The following is a 17124-nucleotide window of genomic DNA, read 5'->3' as shown; positions in this document are numbered from 1 at the left end:
AACGTAAATTAAAAGTTTTTATTATTTTTGCAGTTATAAAAAATTATGCAATTAAGTATTATCATACCTGTTTATAATGTTGAGGACACACTTTCGCGCTGTGTGGAAAGTGTGCTTTCGCAATCATTTACCGATTACGAAGTGATATTGGTAGACGATGGCGCAACCGATGGATCGCCTCGCTTAGTAGACAAGTATGCTGAAAAAGATGCACGTATTAAGGCTATACACCAACCCAACCAAGGATTATCGGCAGCACGCAACACTGGAATTGATAGGGCTACGGGTAAGTACCTCACATTCATAGACTCTGACGACTTTATCGAAACAGATACTTTAAGTCAACTAATGAGCCTATTAGCCCAACATCCCACGTGGGATATGATAGAATATTCGGTGATGGAACGCTATGGCTCAAAACAGCAAAACCACCTTTGCTTGCCCAATAAGGTGTATAGCAATATGAACGAATATTGGCTCACGGGCAAGGCTTATCTGCACTCTTATGCGTGCAACAAGGTGTACAAACGAGAATTGTTTGACAAGGTAAGATTTCCAAAGGGTAAGACCTTTGAAGATGTTTTTACACTTCCTAAAATCTTAAAAGAAGCTACGCAAGTGGCAACTATCTCTATTGGTACTTACTACTACTGCTTTAACGACAAAGGAATTACACAAAATGCAAATGGAACAGACCTTACCAATTTGCTCAATGCGCATTTGGACTATATAAAAGATACACAAAATATAGATGCTGCGTATTATGCTCACTTGCTCAACATTCAGATGGACGTGTACGAAACTACACACAGCACACCTACACTCCCTATATTACCTTTTAAAAACACCTTAAAACTAAGGTTGCTCCACATCTTAGGATTAAAACAACTATGCAAACTGAACGAGTTGATACACAGAGTGATGCGGCTAATCCATTGATTAGCTTTATCATTCCTTACCATAACGAACCTCTTGCAATGCTCGAAGCGTGTGTTAAGAGTGTGTTGTCGCTTTCATTACAACCCAATGAAAGAGAAATAATTGTGGTAGACGATGGTTCAGAAATTAGTCCGATGGCTTGCCTAACTGCTTTAGACAAACACATTATATGTATATCGCAAGCGAATGCAGGTGTGAGTGTGGCGCGCAATAAGGGATTGGAAATAAGCAGAGGAATGTATGTACAATTTGTTGATGCTGATGACAAACTTGTAAAACCTCAATACGACCATTGTATTCATCTCATAAAAAGAGGGAAGATTGATGCAGTATTATTTCGCTTCACTATCAATGAAAGTCAAACAAACTATACAGATAGCTCAATAGTTGATGGCATTACATACGTAGAACGTAATAATATTAGGTCGTCAGTATGGAGCTATCTTTTCCGAAAAGAGTGCAGCAAGAACCTAAGATTTAGCCAAGGCATAGCATACGGAGAGGACGAAGAATTTACACCTCAATTGCTCTTAAAATGCAACAGCGTGATAGAAACTACTGCCGAGGCTTATTATTACAGACAACACGAAGCATCGGTATTGCATCAAAAGAGTAAAGAAAGGATAAGAAAACGATTAGACGACAACCTTAAAGTTATTCTGCATCTACATCGCTTGGAACTTCCAAACACAAAAAAGCGAGCTTTAAGGCGTAGAGTTGCACAACTCACAATGGACTTAATCTATAACACAATGGTACTAACACGTAATTATACCACAACAACGCAATATATTGAGCAGTTGAAAGAACAAGGTTTGTTCCCGCTTCCACAGCGCAATTACACAAAGAAGTACAGTGTTTTCAGTAGATTGGTCAACCATAATGTAAGCCGTCGACTGTTATTTGTACTATTAAAGACGAAACAAGGATGAAAATATTATTATTAGGCGAATATAGCAACGTGCATTGGACATTGGCAGAAGGATTGCGCAAGTTGGGGCATAAGGTAACAGTGGTATCGAATGGGGACTTCTGGAAAAACTATCCACGTGATATAGATGTTTCCCGAGAAGAAGGCAAATTAGGCGGTATAAAGTTGCTTCTACGCATTGCTCGTCTGCTGCCCAAGCTACGTGGGTATGATGTTGTTCAGCTCATCAATCCACTTTTTTTTGAAGTAAAAGCAGAACGCATTTTTCCGATATATCGCTATTTACGCAAACACAACAAGCGAATTGTACTCGGTGCTTTTGGTATGGACTACTATTGGGTGCATACCAATTGTACAACAATGCCATTGCGGTACAGCGACTTCAATATGGGTAAGGAATTGCGAACCAATATTGATGCTGTGAAAGAAAAAGAAGACTGGATTAATACTAAAAAGGGACAGCTTAACAAACTGATAGCCAACGATTGTGATGGCATTGTAGCAGGTCTTTACGAATATATGGTGTGCTACGAACCAATATTTCCTAACAAAACTGTATTTATTCCTTTTCCTATTGTTCCTAAAGCAGTTTCGCTCCAAAAGAAAAATATAAACGAGCCCGTAAAACTATTTATAGGCATCAGCAAAAGTAGATCGGAATACAAAGGAACCGATATTATGCTGCGTGCTGCTGAAGCCGTGAAAGCGGAATATCCCGATAAAGTAGAACTAAGCATTGCCAATGGTATTCCCTTTGCCGAGTATGTGAAACTGATGAATGGTGCAGATGCCATCTTAGACCAACTTTACAGCTACACGCCTTCGATGAACCCATTGGAAGCAATGGCACGCGGCATTATCTGTGTAGGAGGTGGAGAGCCTGAAAACTACGAAATACTAAACGAAACTTCCCTCCATCCTATCATCAATGTATTGCCTAATTATGAAAGTTGTGTGAGCCAGCTCCGCCAACTCGTTCTTCACCCTCAACAGATTGATGAACTTAAAGCACAAAGCATTGCCTATATTGCTAAACACCACGATTATATAAAGGTAGCAAAGCAATACGAAAAGCTTTATAAATCGATACTTTAAACCCAAAACAATTATCACAAAAGATAGTTTATAAGTCAAATATATTATTTAAAACAACTATGTTAGTCGAATGACCACTATAGATTAAAGTATATCCAAAACTTAACACACCCAAATTAAAACCTAATACTTACAAACAAATACGCCCCCCTCATTGCTTGAGTGCAATAAGGGGGCGCAAACGTATAATACCTCAAATCTGCAACTAAGCCCTTGAACGTCCTTGTTGCGTTTACACGTCCTCTCATTACTGAATTTGTAGATAATTTGAACTTGAAGCACCCACTTGCGGCCTACAATATCCCCTTACCCTACAATGTGACTTGAGGCAATACACAATATCATTCCCATAAGTTGTAGGCATTATCCAAAATCAGTCTGGAAAACATCTGCGTAATTATTATTACAGGTATAGCTATTCAGCACATACCGCCTTGATATCCTGATCCACTTCTCAGGTACAGAGATAAACCTGAAGACAAACGCTTTTATGCGGCTTGTTGCATTGAGTCCGAACTTCTTTAAGGCTAGTTCTATAAATTAGCTTTGTATCTTTGCCATGTCTATCATCGGATTCTCTTGTTTTTTTGCAACACTAAGATAAGTGAAAATTCTGATATGGCAAAATCCTGAGCCGCTCGGTTCTGCCGCTTGCCAAAGCAAGAGCTTTTTGTTGTTCAGGTACTTAAAAAGTTTAATTTATAATAGTGTTGCGGAATTAAGGGGAATGTTCGTTTGAAATATTCCGTAGCCGTTTCAGCGGTAATGTCGGCTGCATCTTCAATGAGCTCTTGCGGAACTGTACGCAGATACTCTTCTAACTCTTTTATATTCATATTCTTTTGTTTTTATCAAAATAAGTTGTAACTTTGCAAATAAGTGTTGGCTTCGGGATAAATCGAGAGATACATCCTCGCAGGTGGTAGGAATTTCTAAAGGCTGATATTTGACAGCGAAAACCAACATTAACCTGAAGAGGCTGCAAGGACACCACTATCCAACCGTATGACGAGGAGTTGCTACGTGTGGCAAAACCAAGAATTAGGACGGCGGACGTAAGGACTGAGCAGCTTCGCCTTTTATTTGTGATAGATGAGAAAACCGCTTCTCAAATCTTTCTTCATATTTTTATGTCGTTCGTATTCATAAAAGGTTAAGAAATTCATCTTACCATTTTGTAATTTGCAAACACAAACAATGTAAGCATCCAATATTAGCCGCCTTNGGAACCCTCTTTGGCCCACTGCTCGTCAAAAAGCGTACCCGCCCAGCCGCTTGCACTCTCAGGCAGGCGTTTCTCGCTGCGCCTGCCAAATACCATGCGCTCAAGTTCAAGAATACGACGGGACTTTCGTTCCAGCTCAGCATCCTTAATCTTAAGCTCAGCATCCTTGTTTTTGAGTTGAGTATCCTTGTTCTTAAGCTCAGCATCCTTGTTCTTGAGTTGAGCATCCTTAATCTTAAGCTCAGCATCCCTTTGCTCAAGAAGTTTAACAACAGCTTCCCGAGTGAGAGAATGGTAGTCAGATGTCATTGTACTATAAGGCATATCCATCACATTATCAGTTCTTTATACGATGTAAAGTTACGAAAAATATCTGACACTGGCAAGAAAATACTAAGATTTATTGTATCTTTTTCTTCGGTAGCAATTAGGATTTATACCTTCAATATAGAGTACCAATTCGTCCCAGCGAAGTTCATAAAATCCAACTCTCGCCCGTATGATTTTAGGACTCAGGCAACCCTGTGCCATCTGTTTATGATACACGACAAAACCACAGCGTTCCCAGTGCAGCAATTTAATTCGGTTACGGGATCGATTGTAGAAAACGTAGACAACACCATCAGAAGGATTGAAGTCATTGCTGCGTACCAATTGGGACAGGCGAAGAATACCCTGACGCATGTCCACAGGAGTGCAACAAACCCGAAAAACATTTGTTTCGTTGAGTACAAACATAAGTTTTTCGGGCAAAGGTAGTAAAGCAAGAATGTTACACAAAGGCGGCTAATATTGGATGCTTACCAAACAATCGCAATTCCTTTGTAATATTTAAGATAGTGCCATTGGTTGAGGTAATTGTCTTTTTTGTCAGGCTCTGAAGCATCATAATTAAGCCATACTTCATCAGGATTACTGATGACATCGTGTATGGAGTTAAGAAACATTTTTCGGGTCAGTCGTAAAACCCAGTTGCACCCCTCTCCCCTTATGCACATAATTTCATAAGTATTTGTTATCTTTGCATCATAAAGACCGAGTAATTGTTGCGTTGTATCTTTCCAGAGATACTCGCAGATTATTTTGATGTGATAGATATCCAAGAGCGTATTTCCCAGATAGACTTCTGGTTGGATGAGCGTAACTTTATGGAAGAAGCAGACCGCAAGGCCGGCACAGTAAGCAGCTTTCCACCCAATACAAGGAGCATTTCAGCGATTATCGCCAGTGGGAGCAGTTGTCGCATACGGGAGACTGGCTGCTGTTTGATGAGAACCTGGGAGAGAGCCTGAGTATCGATGAGACTTGTCTGAGCAGCGGTGAGGTCTATACGTTTCTGACCAACAAGGCTGGCAAAGGTGGCAGGGGTACGCTGGTAGCTGTGATCAGGGGAACAAAAGCCGAAGATCGCAAAAGTCAAAGCCTTCAGGGCACAGTTCAGGGGAGTAACGGATATTCCTTTCTTCCTTTACAGCTTATGAAATTATGTGTACGAGGAGAGAGGGGTGCAACTGGGTTTTACGACTGACCCCTTAATTTTAAGAATGTGCCTACTTTACATAAAGTAAGGTGTGAACGCAACTAATGTTTTTTGTGCTTCACACCTTTCTTTATTGTTTTATTGATGGTTCATAAACCTTGTTTCAGCCATCTTTTCATACTTTGTACCTGGTTTTCCGTAGTTGGCAAATGGATAAATGCTAATTCCGCCACGAGGTGTAAAGATGCCTGTTACCTCAATATACTTAGGCTGCATTAAGTTGATGAGGTCTTTCATTATAGTGTTGACGCAGTCTTCGTGGAAGTCTCCGTGGTTGCGGAAGCTGAATAGATAGAGCTTAAGGCTTTTGCTTTCCACCATTCGTACATCTGGAACATACGAGATGCGTATCTCTGCAAAGTCGGGTTGACCTGTGATAGGGCATAAACTTGTAAATTCGGGACAGTTAAATCTTACCCAATAATCGTTTTCAGGGTGCTTGTTTTCAAATGATTCTAATACCTCAGGAGCATAATCCATACTGTATGTGGTCTTCGCACCTAACTGTTGAAGTCCTTCGTCTTTTCTTTCCATTGTCTTATAAGTTATTGTTTATGATGCGTTTATTAGTGTTTTATTGTGCTTAACTTAAACTGAACACCTTCCAAATGCTATAGTTGATGCCGTTGTCGTAAGCGTCTTCGCCTTCGTGCGTTTTGAGTTTCTTCACAATACGTATTGTGATAGGCAATGCGATGACCTCATAGAGGGTCTTTAATACCACTTGCCATAACATCAACTTTGGTAATTCTTCGGTTGGAACAACACCTGCTAACGCCAAAGGGAAGAAGATAACAGAGTCGCAAGTTTCACCTGCCATAGTGCTTAGAACGGCTCTTAACGAGAAGCGTTTGCCTCCATCAAGTATCTTCATTTTACTCATTACGTACGCATTGGCAAACGAACCGATGACGAAAGCTATGAACGAAGCAGCTGCCACACGTGGTGCAAAACCGAAAATAGCGTGAAATCCTGCATCGTTTGTCCAATAAGCAGCCCCTGGAATCCAATCGCAAAGCGCACCAACGCTGACAAAGAAGAAGTTCATAGCAAATCCCGTCCATATCAATAGACGAGCTTTCTGAAATCCCCACACCTCGCATACGCAATCATTGATGATGTAAGAAACAGGAAAGACGATAAGTCCACCTGTTAAACTAATACCTAACACTGAGATTTGCTTGGTCTCAAGAATGTTTGCCGCTATAAGGCAAACGCAGAAAAGTATGCTGAACAACATAAACAGCACACTCACTTGTTGTTTTGTCTTTATCATATCTTGTTTTGTTAAAGGGGGTTAAGCAAGTACCCCTGTGAATTAAAAAGTGACTGCAAAGGTACAAAAAAATCTTAAAGAATGATGTCTAATTCAATACATTTAGCTATTTTTGCATCTAATATTCAAATTTCACACGTTGAATACGAGGAAGAACGAATTATAAATATTAATATTAAAAGTATGAAGAAGCTATTTTTAGCAGCTGTATTGGCTGCACAAGTATTCTCAGCAACAGCTCAAACAGCTGAACAAAAGCCATACGCTGAAAAGATGGATAAGATTGAAGCTGAATACAAGACCCTTGAAACATCTTATGGAGCAATAGCAAAGAAAGATCCTGCAACCATGACTGATGCGGATAAGAAGCAAGTACAGGACATCATTGCACGTGCTAACGAGCTTGACAGCGCACTGCTTGCAACTGCTTTGGAGATTGCAGAGAAGTTTAAGGCTACAACTTTTCCAGCTAAGTATGTAAGTATGATTGCTAACTCATTGGAGTATGACCAACTCAAGGCTCTACTCGACCCTTCAACAGGTTATTACAATGAAGCTGACTTGAAAGGGGCTAAGGAACTTCTCAAGGCACTTGAACTCCGTGTACCAGGTAAGATGTTTACCGATTTGTCTATGCCTAACCTTGAAGGAAAGACTGTAAAGCTTAGCGACTGGTGTGGTAAGGGCAACTATGTATTGGTAGATTTCTGGGCAAGTTGGTGTGGTCCTTGCCGTGCAGAGATGCCTAACGTTGTAGAGGCTTACAAGAAATATCACGCAAAAGGTTTTGAAGTGATAGGTGTAAGTTTTGACCAAAAGAAGGAAGCTTGGGCTGCTGCAGTAAAGAAGTTGGGTATGGAATGGGCTCAAATGTCAGACCTTAAGGGTTGGCAGAGTGCTGGTGCAAGTGCTTATGGTATCCGTGCTATCCCTGCAAACGTTCTTTTAGACCCACAAGGCAAGATTGTAGCTGTAGACTTACGCGAACAAGCATTGCAAGACAAGTTGGCTGAGATTTACAAGTAAGCTAAAAACAATGCTTAGTAGCCTATCTTTGGGCTTACGAAGCAAAATAATAGCAGCATAAAACATAAAAACGTCCGAGTATGAGTGGTCATATTCGGACGTTTTTATGTTTTATAAATAAGATATTCTTATGCGTTTATAACAAGATAGCTCATATAGCCAAAGAAGACAAGGGAAAGTATTGCTCCTTCCCAACGCTCGATGATGTATTTGGTAAACGAGAAGAACCAAATCATAATCATAGAAATCACCATAACCGAAAGGTCGCTCATTGTAATGCCTGTGAGCTGCATAGGCGAAATAATACCTGTGAGACCAAGGATAAAGAGGATATTGAAGACATTAGAACCCAAAACGTTTCCAATGGCTATACCGCTATTTCCTTTGCGAGCTGCTACAACACTGGTTGCCAATTCGGGGAGCGATGTACCGCAAGCCACAATGGTAAGACCTACCACTGCTTCGGAAACGCCTAACGAAGTTGCCACCTTTGTTGCTCCTTCTACAAACAAATTGCTACCACCGACCAAGCAAGCCAAACCCACAACTATCCATACGGCAGACATTATGGGCGAAATAGTTTTTGTAGCATTTGTTTTTTCTACTTCTTCGCCCACCTTTTCTATTTCTTCTTTTACATCTCCTTGCGCTTCTTGTGCACCACGAAGGGTCATCATCATAAAAATTAGGAAGAGCAAGCATAGTATTGCAGCATCTAAACGACTTATCTTGCCATCAAAGCACATCATCATCAGTACTACTGCTGCCACAAAAGCAAAGGGAATATCTTTTCTTACCGTGAGTTTCAAGATGGTCATTGGTGCTACCATTGCTGTAATTCCCACGATAGCAAGGGTATTAAAGATATTTGAACCTACAACGTTTCCCACCGCCAAGTCGGGTGTTCCCTTTAGTGCCGATACAAGGCTGACGCAAAGTTCGGGCATACTTGTACCCATTGCCACGATGGTAAGTCCTATCACAAATTGTGGAATGTGCATCTTTTCTGCTACCGCTACTGCTCCTTCGGTAAGTCTGTCAGCTCCCCAAAGTACAATTGCCATTCCCACGATAATAAAAACAATGTTTAATAACATAAATCTTTTGAATTAAAAAACATACGCAAAGATACACAAAATTTTCAGAAATCCTTATCAAAGCTACTTATAACCAATAAAAACCTCGAGCGTTTCACACGCTCGAGGTTTACCTTTCTAACAATTACACACTTATTAAATTAACCACACCAAAACTATTTATGAAAAAATGTTCTTTATCTTTCTGTTGTTATCCTTATTCAATTCATTTTACCTAAACTTATCCTACTTCGATTTGGCGTGCCACTTTCTGAATATTCTGCTTTATCTTTGGAAGATAAATATTCAACACACCATCTTCCATACGTGCCGAAACCTGTTCCTTGTCTACATCTTCAGGAAGAATAAGGGTTTGCTCGTACTTGCTATAAGCAAACTCACGGCGCAGATAGTGAGCCTTCTCGTTCTGTTCGCTTGCCTTTTTCTCCATCTTGATATGCAAGTCGCCATTGTCGTCAATACTCATATTAAAGTCTTCCTTGCGCAATCCAGGAGCAGCAAGTTCTACTATGTATTGTTCTTCAGCTTCCAAAACGTTAATGGCTGGTGCTGTTGGGTTTGCCTTAGGCATATTGTTGTTGTAAAAGAAGTCGTTAAAAACTTCTGGTAACCAAGAATTTCTGTACATCATAATTGTCTCCTTTTCTTTAAGTTGTTTTTATGTTTACACTAAGCATAAGGCAAGTAATATACCAAAAGAGAAGGTAAGACAAAATGTCTTATTTGTGTGTCAAATTGTCAAAAACGAGTTTTTAACCCAAATCGCTCGTTAGACTTCTTCGAGATTTGCGAGCTTATTTTGAGCTATTTTTGGTTGTTTTTGAAGACGTTTAGCGAGCTAAACAACTGAAAAAACAAACAAAAAGAGCCAACATAAGGTGCAAAGACGAAGAAAAGCATAACATCTAAACGCTTTAAAAAGCCTTTGCGGGCCAATGACTGATTTGGGTTTAAGCCTTCACAGACTTTGCTTGTTCAAGTGGTTAAAACAAGTTAATACCTTAGCGACTAAAGTGGAAAATCACTACTTTTGCACGTATGGAACAGAAAATACTGAATGTGCTTAGCAAGTGTCAGCTGTTTGCAGGAATGAGCACTATACAAATAGAACTTACATTGAGCAATACCAATTATCGCATTGTTGACCTTCCTGCACACGAGGTGTATGCCTTAGCAGGAATACCTTGCAGATATGCCGATATTATTATTAGTGGTGTACTGATAAGTCGTATGGCTTCTTTCTCAGGAAAGCAAGTAGAGGTGAGCCGATTGGGCGAAGGCGAAGTGGTAGCCCCTGCATTTATTTTTGCCAATAAGCGAGAGATGCCCGTTAGCGTGGAGACCGAAGGCAAGGTAAAACTATTGCGAATGAAACCCGACGAACTGAAGATGTTGCTCGATACCGATGAAGCAATACGAATGAACTTTATACGCACCTTGTCTAATATAGATGTTTTTCTAACGCATAAGATGAAGGTTTTGAGCCTTTTTACTGTGCGTGAGAAGGTGGCTTATATGATCTTAGAACTTGTGCGCGAACAGCAATCACTGGAGATACATCTAAAGCGTTCACGCCAAGAGATAGCCGACTCGTTTGGTATTCAGAAGTTTTCGTTATTGAGAGTATTGTCTGAATTTGAAAAGGACGGTGCTTTACAGATTGATGGTAAGGTAATAAAGGTATTGAACAAGCAAAAACTGATAGGGTAGGGCTTATTTTTACCTATTCTCCTAACCTTGTTTTGCTATGCGTAATTTAACATTTGAAATAGCAAAATAGGAATGTTCCGCTTTTCTTATTTTATATTCTAAAACTCTTGTTTGTAACTTTAGGCTTGCCAAAGTTCAACTATGAGGCAGCCAAACATATATGTTTTACCACCCCAAAGTTGAACTTTCACTCGCTCTTAGTTGATGTATTGCCTTCTTATTTATCATCAAAAGCAGTCTTTCTTGTTCGCATTTTCCTTTTTATGGTTCGATGTTTTCTAAATTTTCGATGTGTTTTTTGCACATACTCTTTCTATTTCCTTGTTCCCCTTTGTGTATCAATGCTTTATAATTGCACACTCATATTTCTTGTATTTGCGTACAAATTGCTTTTCGTTTGCAAATACGAGAAATATGACCGATACGTTTAACACTTTTGGTCCTTAAATTGGTAAAAAGGGAGAGTATAACCGAAAATGTTGTTAGGTTGCACGGGGTAATGAACTACTCTTTATACACATCTCTGTTTAACCCAAATCGGTCGTTAGACTTCTTCGAGATTTGCGAGCTTATTTTGAGCTATCTTGGGTTGTTTTTGAAGACGTTTAGCGAGTTAAACAACTGAAAAAACAAACGAAAAGAGCCAAAATAAGGTGCAAAGACGAAGAAAAGCATAACATCTAAACGCTTTAAAAAGCCTTTGCGGGCTAACGACCGATTTGGGTTTAACAAAGATATAACTAAACGAAAGCCCCTTTTGAAGTAGATTTCAATGTACGTAAGGGGGTGTAGGGGCTCGATTTATCGAGTTCCGCTCATCACAAGTTGTTAAGCGGAACTCGATAAATCGAGCCCCTACGTTACCCCCACAAATATATCTTTTGTGCTTCATTACCTTTTGTCGTTTGTTGTCTCTGAATAACAAGGTGTAGGTATTTAGCCGTTGTTCTTCTATAAATTCGGTTAATTTCTTTGAAGTCTATATTAATTTTGGTACTTTTGCAGAAAAGTAAAAACTCAAGATAATGATATTAAAGAAAAAGAGGTGGCACTGTCTTTCTGGACAAGAGCCTACCGAAATGGACTTAAAGATAATGGCCTTTGAGAAGAAAGGCAAACTCGTTCCTACACGCAACTTGATTAAAACCCCTGAACAGATAGAGGGTATTCGTCGTGCTGGCGTGGTAAATACAGGTTGTTTGGACGCTGTGGCTTCGGCTATTCACGTGGGAATGAACACGCAAGAGATAGATGATATTTGTATGCAATATTGCAAAGACCATAACGCTATACCTGCTTGCTTGAATTACGAGGGATTTCCAAAGAGCGTTTGCACAAGCATTAACGAAGTGGTGTGCCACGGTATTCCAAAGAAAGAAGACGTATTGCAAGAAGGCGATATTGTGAATGTGGATATGACTTGCATTGTAGATGGCTATTATGCAGATGCAAGTCGTATGTTTATCATCGGAAAAACCACTCCTGAAAAGGAAAAGTTGGTGCGTGTAACTAAAGAATGTTTGGAAAAAGGAATGGAAGCTGCTAAGCCTTATTCGTTTGTGGGTGATATTGGTCACGCCATACAGAAACACGCCGAAAAGAATGGTTATGGTGTGGTGCGCGACCTCTGTGGCCACGGTGTGGGCTTAGACTTCCACGAAGAACCTGAAGTGACTCACTATGGTTATCGTGGTACGGGTATGTTGCTCGTTCCGGGAATGGTTTTCACCATCGAACCAATGATTAATCAAGGCACGTGGAAGGTGTTTATCGACTCAGAAGACCCATACGGGTGGGAAGTTATCACAGGCGACGAATTGCCATCGGCGCAGTGGGAACACACATTCGTTATGACAGAAGAGGGATTGGAAATTCTCACCTATTAAGCAAACCTAAGGTAATAAAGAATGGAAAATCAGGATATATATATATTAGGTATAGAGAGCAGTTGCGACGACACGAGTGCGGCTGTGCTCAAGAATGGGGTGATACTCAGCAATGTTACCGCTTCGCAAGATGTGCATAAGGCATACGGAGGCGTTGTGCCCGAATTGGCATCACGTGCGCATCAACAGAACGTTGTGCCTGTGGTAGACCAAGCCATTAAGCGAGCTGGCATTACCAAGGAGCAACTTTCGGCTATTGCCTATACGCGTGGCCCAGGGTTGATGGGTAGTTTGCTTGTGGGTATCAACTTTGCTAAAGGTTTTGCACGTTCGTTAGGTATTCCTCTCATTGATGTGAACCATCTTCAAGGGCACGTGATGGCACACTTCATCAAGGAAACCGAGGACGATAACCATCAACCACCTTTCCCTTTCATCTGCCTTTTGGTATCGGGTGGCAACTCGCAAATTGTTCGTGTAAATGCTTACAACGATATGGAGGTGATGGGTCAGACCATTGACGATGCGGCAGGCGAGGCGATTGACAAATGTTCTAAGGTAATGGGCTTAGGCTATCCCGGTGGTCCGATTATTGATAAGTTGGCTCGTCAAGGCAATCCGAAGGCATACAAGTTTGCCGAACCCAATGTTCCTGGCTACGACTATTCGTTTTCGGGACTTAAAACCTCGTTCCTCTACAATCTTAGAGAGTGGGTGGCAGGCGAAGAAAACTTTATTGAAAATCATAAGGAAGACATTGCAGCCAGCCTTGAGTTTACCATTGTCGACATATTGATGAAGAAATTGCGCAAGGCAGTTAAAGATACAGGTATCAAGCACGTTGCTGTGGCTGGTGGAGTGTCGGCAAACAACGGTCTTCGCAATGCTTTCCAAGAACACGCAGGCAAGTATAGGTGGACTATCTATATCCCCAAATTCAGCTATACCACCGACAATGCAGCAATGATAGCAAGTGTGGGTACATTCAAGTATCGTGACCAAAAGTTTGGTACAATAGATATGCCCGCATTTAGCAAGGTTACATTTGAATAGAACTTAATAATTAAAGAAGTTGAAAGGTTAAAAGGCGTAAGGAGAGCGGTCGAGTTGTGGAGCCTAACGAGAAACGTAGTGAGCATTATTTTCATTGACTTACGACGCTGTAAAACTGCTGTTGGGCAATCTCTCTAACTCCTTCCTAACTCTCTTTAGTCCTTTCTAACGATCTAAAAAATAAAACTATGGAATTTGAAAGCAAGATTATTTCACGACAGATAGGCGATATTCTTTATTCTTCAGGTATCACTCTTGGCACAGCAGAAAGTTGCACAGGTGGGCGCATAGCACAGGCAATAATAGCTATCCCAGGTGCTTCAAACTATTTTAAAGGAGGTGTGATATGCTATACTAACGATGTGAAAACCAACGTGTTGGGCGTTCAGCAAACTACACTTGAAGCACACACAGCTGTAAGCGAAGAAGTGGCACGCGAAATGGTGGAAGGTGCTATACGTACACTCGGAGTAGATTATGCTATTTCGGCAACGGGCGTGGCTGGACCTGGAGGTGGAACCCCTGAAAATCCTGTAGGTACAATTTGGATAGGTTATGGCAGCAAAGACGATATTCGCACCTTCAAACTTACAGAGAACTTTGGACGCGACATCAACCTTGCCATTGCTACCAATAAAGCTATGCACTTGATGCTCGATTTTATCAACGAAAAGCTTGAAAAACAAGGTTAAACTCACAAAAAAACTTAATTAGATACATTATATTGTGGTTTTCTTTGTGTATTTAAATAAATTTTGTAATTTTGCACCCTGTTTGGAATAGGTATCATTAACGAATTACAAAACTAAAGATAGAGATGTCTAAGATTTGTCAAATCACAGGAAAGAAGGCACAAATTGGTTGCAATGTGTCTCACTCAAAGCACCGCACAAAGCGCAGCTTTGACGTAAACCTCTTCAGCAAGAAATTCTACTATGTAGAAGAAGGTTGCTGGATCTCATTGAAGATTAGCGCTGCTGGTCTTCGTCTTATCAACAAAGTCGGCTTGGATCAAGCATTGAAGCAGGCTGTGTCTAAAGGTTATGTTGACTGGAAGGACATTAAAGTAATAGGAGACTAATTATCATGGCAAAGAAAGCTAAAGGCAATAGAGTTCAAGTTATTCTTGAATGTACTGAAATGAAGAGTAGCGGTCTGCCAGGTACAAGCCGTTATATTACAACTAAGAATCGTAAGAATACTGCTGAGCGTCTTGAGCTCAAGAAGTATAACCCAATTCTTAAGAAGATGACTCTTCACAAGGAGATTAAGTAAGCACGTTTATTAAATAGTTAAAACATTTTTAGACTATGGCAAAGAAAGCGGTCGCTACCCTTCGTGAAGGTTCAACGGATGGTCGCGCATATACAAAAGTTATCAAGATGGTAAAGAGCCCTAAGACAGGTGCTTATATCTTTGATGAGAAAATGGTACCAAACGAAGATGTACAGAAGTTCTTCAAGTAAGAATTTCAATATGAATTATAAAAAGGGATTGCAGTTTTGCAATCCCCTTTTTATGTTTATAGGTTTCCTTTCTCTTATTGTTGAAAGTTTTAACCCAAATCGGTCGTTAGCCTTCTTCGAGATTTGCGAGCTTATTTTGATCTATTTTTGGTTGTTTTTGAAGACGTTTAGCGAGCTACACAACTGAAAAAAATAAACGAAAAGAGCCAAAATAAGGTGCAAATACGAAGAAAAGCATAACATCTAAACGCTTTAAAAAGCCTTTGCGGGCTAATGATCGATTTGGGTTTAACCTTATGCGTTCGCAGGCTGATGCTCTGTGCGAAGAAGGTCGTTTACTGTTTTTACAGGGTTGAAGGTTATAGCGGGTACTTCTATAAAAATGGTATTCCAATTGCTCATAGCTCCATTCCACAGCCCCGGAAGTTCTAATGCTTTCAGTTCTTTACCATTCTTTGATTTGTTGCTGATGAACCCTGTCTGTGGATCAACAAAGTCGGGAAGGTTAAAAGTTTTCCCTTCGTAATCTTTTATGCCACATACCAAGTCTACAGGGTTGAAGTGAGTGCCTTCCTTGAACATTCTCAAGGCTTCAACATTGTTCTTGTCTATCTGTGAACTTTCAAGTATTTGGAGACTTATCGTACCATCAGGATTGTAGGCAAAGAAAGGTCCGCCACCTGGCTCTCCACTGTTCTTCACCATTCCGCAAACTCTTATCGGACGATTGAGTTTGTTTAAGAAGTATTGAGCTAATTCTTGAGTTGACAAGGCTGAAATATTAGGGTGTTTGCAACAAAGTGTTTGCTCAATGAAATTGCCTATTTCATTTAAGTCTGCTGCATTATACGCCTCTGATTTTAGTATTCTGATATACTCAAAGGTTTTCTTTTGTACGCTAACCAAGTAACCTGCAATTGCTTTTTTCCAAGTTATGGTTTCTTGTTTGATGTGGTCGGGTACTACGTTATCTATATTTTTAATAAATACCACATCAGCGTTGAGCTCGTTCAAGTTCTGAATTAATGCTCCGTGACCTCCCGGGCGGAATACCAAAGACCCATCTTCTTCTCTAAAAGGAGTATTGTCTGTATTGGCAGCTATGGTGTCTGTACTTGGTTTCTGTTCAGAAAAGTCAATTGCATATTTGATGTTGTAAGCCTTTTCGTATTTATTTACGCTGTGAGCAACTGCAGTTTTGAAGAGGTTGATGTGTTCGTGTGAAACTGTGAAATGTACCTTTGCTGTACCTTTTGTTGCGGTGTATTGAGCAGCTTCCACCAAATGTTCTTCCATTGCAGTTCGTATCTCGTTAGTGTAACGATGGAAGAACAATAAGCCTTTGGGCAAATGACCATAATTTAAACCTTTATCTTTCAAAAGGTTTGCCACCACTGCTTTATATTGATTGTCTTGTATTAAGGTAGCAATATCTTGTCCCTCGTTGGTCAGACATTGCTTGTTCAACGCTTCATAAAAGGCAAATTGGGTGATATTATTGAAAAATGCTACTTCAAAAGCTGTAGTCGGGGTGTTGTATTCTGCATCTAAGAAGACAAATAAGTCCTTGAACATACGACTTGCAGCACCAGAAGCAGGAACAAATTTCACGATGTTATGCTCCGTTTTGAGATAGTTGCCCCACTCTGTAATTAGATTGTTTACATTGTTTTGAGATAGTTTCTGAATACCATTATTGATTGTTGCAGCACTATCAAGTTTAAGGAAGGGGAAGCCTGTCTTGAAGTTGGATAATTGTTTCTCCAAGTCAGCACAGGTAATACCTTTCTCTGCTAATTGTGTTTCATCTTGTTTTGTTAGCATAAAAATACGATTTTAAGTATTTAGGATAGGGCAAATATAGTTACTTTTTATGAATT

At 40.2% G+C, this 17124-nt stretch carries 19 protein-coding genes and 2 pseudogenes; 11 read left to right on the top strand and 10 right to left on the bottom strand.

Annotation, left to right across the window (positions count from 1 at the left end):
• The first annotated feature begins 45 nt into the window (after positions 1-45).
• Genes CZ367_RS05325 through CZ367_RS05315 form a run of 3 tightly spaced genes read left to right on the top strand, consistent with a single transcriptional unit; the run spans position 46 to position 2965 of the window.
• Positions 46-939 carry a glycosyltransferase family 2 protein gene (locus tag CZ367_RS05325; RefSeq protein ID WP_077195928.1) on the top strand — a complete coding sequence of 298 codons (894 nt, stop codon included), beginning with the start codon at positions 46-48 and terminating at the stop codon, positions 937-939.
• On the top strand, positions 891-1871 hold the full coding sequence (locus tag CZ367_RS05320) for a glycosyltransferase family 2 protein (RefSeq protein WP_077195927.1): 981 nt from the start codon (positions 891-893) through the stop codon (positions 1869-1871). Before CZ367_RS05325 ends, CZ367_RS05320 begins: the two co-directional genes overlap by 49 nt.
• Positions 1868-2965, top strand: coding sequence for a glycosyltransferase family protein (locus CZ367_RS05315; RefSeq protein ID WP_077195926.1), 1098 nt, complete (start codon positions 1868-1870; stop codon positions 2963-2965). The genes CZ367_RS05320 and CZ367_RS05315 overlap by 4 nt, the downstream gene beginning before the upstream one ends.
• A 116-nt stretch (positions 2966-3081) precedes the next feature.
• On the opposite strand, the pseudogene CZ367_RS16210 reads toward CZ367_RS05315, so the two are convergent.
• The 7 genes and pseudogenes from CZ367_RS16210 to CZ367_RS05290 all read right to left on the bottom strand — a co-directional run bounded on the left by CZ367_RS16210 (position 3082) and on the right by CZ367_RS05290 (position 7006).
• Positions 3082-3316 (bottom strand): annotated as a pseudogene (locus tag CZ367_RS16210) (hypothetical protein).
• A 12-nt stretch (positions 3317-3328) separates the two neighbouring features.
• Positions 3329-3496: pseudogene (locus CZ367_RS14855) on the bottom strand (IS1380 family transposase); the annotation flags it as partial.
• Positions 3497-3642: 146 nt separating this feature from the next.
• On the bottom strand, positions 3643-3801 hold the full coding sequence (locus CZ367_RS15830) for a hypothetical protein (protein ID WP_154669291.1): 159 nt from the start codon (positions 3799-3801) through the stop codon (positions 3643-3645).
• Between the two features lie 782 nt (positions 3802-4583).
• Complete coding sequence (gene tnpB, locus CZ367_RS05305) at positions 4584-4928, bottom strand: IS66 family insertion sequence element accessory protein TnpB (protein WP_077195310.1); 345 nt, start codon at positions 4926-4928, stop codon at positions 4584-4586.
• Positions 4929-4962: 34 nt separating this feature from the next.
• The gene (locus tag CZ367_RS15335; protein ID WP_154669290.1) at positions 4963-5115 is read right to left on the bottom strand and encodes a hypothetical protein; all 153 of its coding nucleotides are present in this window, start codon (positions 5113-5115) and stop codon (positions 4963-4965) included.
• Positions 5116-5808: 693 nt separating this feature from the next.
• Positions 5809-6264 (bottom strand): preQ(1) synthase, encoded by a 456-nt coding sequence (gene queF / locus CZ367_RS05295; RefSeq protein WP_077195924.1) that lies wholly within the window; start codon positions 6262-6264, stop codon positions 5809-5811.
• A 49-nt stretch (positions 6265-6313) separates the two neighbouring features.
• A complete protein-coding gene (locus tag CZ367_RS05290) occupies positions 6314-7006 on the bottom strand; it encodes a queuosine precursor transporter (RefSeq protein ID WP_077195923.1) in 693 nt (230 codons plus the stop codon).
• Between the two features lie 183 nt (positions 7007-7189).
• On the opposite strand from CZ367_RS05290, the gene CZ367_RS05285 reads away from it, so the two are divergent.
• Entirely contained in the window at positions 7190-8032 is an 843-nt protein-coding gene (locus CZ367_RS05285) for a TlpA family protein disulfide reductase (protein ID WP_077197369.1), read from the top strand.
• Positions 8033-8160: 128 nt separating this feature from the next.
• On the opposite strand, the gene CZ367_RS05280 is transcribed toward CZ367_RS05285, so the two are convergent.
• Entirely contained in the window at positions 8161-9129 is a 969-nt protein-coding gene (locus CZ367_RS05280) for a calcium/sodium antiporter (protein WP_077195922.1), read from the bottom strand.
• Between the two features lie 220 nt (positions 9130-9349).
• Positions 9350-9757, bottom strand: coding sequence for an Hsp20/alpha crystallin family protein (locus CZ367_RS05275; protein ID WP_077195921.1), 408 nt, complete (start codon positions 9755-9757; stop codon positions 9350-9352).
• A gap of 410 nt (positions 9758-10167) precedes the next feature.
• Here CZ367_RS05275 and CZ367_RS05270 point away from each other — a divergent pair, with 410 nt between their 5' ends.
• From CZ367_RS05270 to CZ367_RS05240, 7 genes are all read left to right on the top strand, one after another.
• Complete coding sequence (locus CZ367_RS05270; RefSeq protein ID WP_077195920.1) at positions 10168-10839, top strand: Crp/Fnr family transcriptional regulator; 672 nt, start codon at positions 10168-10170, stop codon at positions 10837-10839.
• A 1025-nt stretch (positions 10840-11864) separates the two neighbouring features.
• Entirely contained in the window at positions 11865-12725 is an 861-nt protein-coding gene (gene map / locus CZ367_RS05265; RefSeq protein WP_077195919.1) for a type I methionyl aminopeptidase, read from the top strand.
• Positions 12726-12746: 21 nt separating this feature from the next.
• Positions 12747-13778: a tRNA (adenosine(37)-N6)-threonylcarbamoyltransferase complex transferase subunit TsaD gene (gene tsaD / locus CZ367_RS05260; protein ID WP_077195918.1), complete on the top strand. Its 1032-nt coding sequence runs from the start codon at positions 12747-12749 to the stop codon at positions 13776-13778.
• Positions 13779-13966: 188 nt separating this feature from the next.
• The gene (locus CZ367_RS05255; RefSeq protein WP_077195917.1) at positions 13967-14470 is read left to right on the top strand and encodes a CinA family protein; all 504 of its coding nucleotides are present in this window, start codon (positions 13967-13969) and stop codon (positions 14468-14470) included.
• Positions 14471-14595: 125 nt separating this feature from the next.
• Entirely contained in the window at positions 14596-14859 is a 264-nt protein-coding gene (gene rpmB, locus CZ367_RS05250; protein WP_077195916.1) for a 50S ribosomal protein L28, read from the top strand.
• 5 nt (positions 14860-14864) lie between these two features.
• Positions 14865-15053: a 50S ribosomal protein L33 gene (rpmG, locus tag CZ367_RS05245; RefSeq protein ID WP_004364424.1), complete on the top strand. Its 189-nt coding sequence runs from the start codon at positions 14865-14867 to the stop codon at positions 15051-15053.
• A gap of 35 nt (positions 15054-15088) precedes the next feature.
• Positions 15089-15244 (top strand): DUF4295 domain-containing protein, encoded by a 156-nt coding sequence (locus CZ367_RS05240; protein WP_077195915.1) that lies wholly within the window; start codon positions 15089-15091, stop codon positions 15242-15244.
• Between the two features lie 294 nt (positions 15245-15538).
• On the opposite strand, the gene CZ367_RS05230 is transcribed toward CZ367_RS05240, so the two are convergent.
• Positions 15539-17068, bottom strand: coding sequence for a DUF4301 family protein (locus tag CZ367_RS05230; RefSeq protein ID WP_077195913.1), 1530 nt, complete (start codon positions 17066-17068; stop codon positions 15539-15541).
• Positions 17069-17124: the final 56 nt, after the last annotated feature.

This window comes from Prevotella ihumii, assembly GCF_900155655.1.
GTDB classification, from domain to species: domain Bacteria; phylum Bacteroidota; class Bacteroidia; order Bacteroidales; family Bacteroidaceae; genus Prevotella; species Prevotella ihumii.
This window is presented reverse-complemented; position numbering and strand designations above follow the sequence as displayed.

What these genes read in the sequence shown, in the direction of transcription:
- CZ367_RS05325 (WP_077195928.1), top strand. Translation starts at nt 46, where the DNA reads ATGCAATTAAGTATTATCATACCTGTTTATAATGTTGAGGACACACTT.
- CZ367_RS05320 (WP_077195927.1), top strand. Translation starts at nt 891, where the DNA reads ATGCAAACTGAACGAGTTGATACACAGAGTGATGCGGCTAATCCATTG.
- CZ367_RS05315 (WP_077195926.1), top strand. Translation starts at nt 1,868, where the DNA reads ATGAAAATATTATTATTAGGCGAATATAGCAACGTGCATTGGACATTG.
- CZ367_RS15830 (WP_154669291.1), bottom strand. Translation starts at nt 3,801, where the DNA reads ATGAATATAAAAGAGTTAGAAGAGTATCTGCGTACAGTTCCGCAAGAG.
- tnpB (WP_077195310.1), bottom strand. Translation starts at nt 4,928, where the DNA reads ATGTTTGTACTCAACGAAACAAATGTTTTTCGGGTTTGTTGCACTCCT.
- CZ367_RS15335 (WP_154669290.1), bottom strand. Translation starts at nt 5,115, where the DNA reads ATGTCATCAGTAATCCTGATGAAGTATGGCTTAATTATGATGCTTCAG.
- queF (WP_077195924.1), bottom strand. Translation starts at nt 6,264, where the DNA reads ATGGAAAGAAAAGACGAAGGACTTCAACAGTTAGGTGCGAAGACCACA.
- CZ367_RS05290 (WP_077195923.1), bottom strand. Translation starts at nt 7,006, where the DNA reads ATGATAAAGACAAAACAACAAGTGAGTGTGCTGTTTATGTTGTTCAGC.
- CZ367_RS05285 (WP_077197369.1), top strand. Translation starts at nt 7,190, where the DNA reads ATGAAGAAGCTATTTTTAGCAGCTGTATTGGCTGCACAAGTATTCTCA.
- CZ367_RS05280 (WP_077195922.1), bottom strand. Translation starts at nt 9,129, where the DNA reads ATGTTATTAAACATTGTTTTTATTATCGTGGGAATGGCAATTGTACTT.
- CZ367_RS05275 (WP_077195921.1), bottom strand. Translation starts at nt 9,757, where the DNA reads ATGTACAGAAATTCTTGGTTACCAGAAGTTTTTAACGACTTCTTTTAC.
- CZ367_RS05270 (WP_077195920.1), top strand. Translation starts at nt 10,168, where the DNA reads ATGGAACAGAAAATACTGAATGTGCTTAGCAAGTGTCAGCTGTTTGCA.
- map (WP_077195919.1), top strand. Translation starts at nt 11,865, where the DNA reads ATGATATTAAAGAAAAAGAGGTGGCACTGTCTTTCTGGACAAGAGCCT.
- tsaD (WP_077195918.1), top strand. Translation starts at nt 12,747, where the DNA reads ATGGAAAATCAGGATATATATATATTAGGTATAGAGAGCAGTTGCGAC.
- CZ367_RS05255 (WP_077195917.1), top strand. Translation starts at nt 13,967, where the DNA reads ATGGAATTTGAAAGCAAGATTATTTCACGACAGATAGGCGATATTCTT.
- rpmB (WP_077195916.1), top strand. Translation starts at nt 14,596, where the DNA reads ATGTCTAAGATTTGTCAAATCACAGGAAAGAAGGCACAAATTGGTTGC.
- rpmG (WP_004364424.1), top strand. Translation starts at nt 14,865, where the DNA reads ATGGCAAAGAAAGCTAAAGGCAATAGAGTTCAAGTTATTCTTGAATGT.
- CZ367_RS05240 (WP_077195915.1), top strand. Translation starts at nt 15,089, where the DNA reads ATGGCAAAGAAAGCGGTCGCTACCCTTCGTGAAGGTTCAACGGATGGT.
- CZ367_RS05230 (WP_077195913.1), bottom strand. Translation starts at nt 17,068, where the DNA reads ATGCTAACAAAACAAGATGAAACACAATTAGCAGAGAAAGGTATTACC.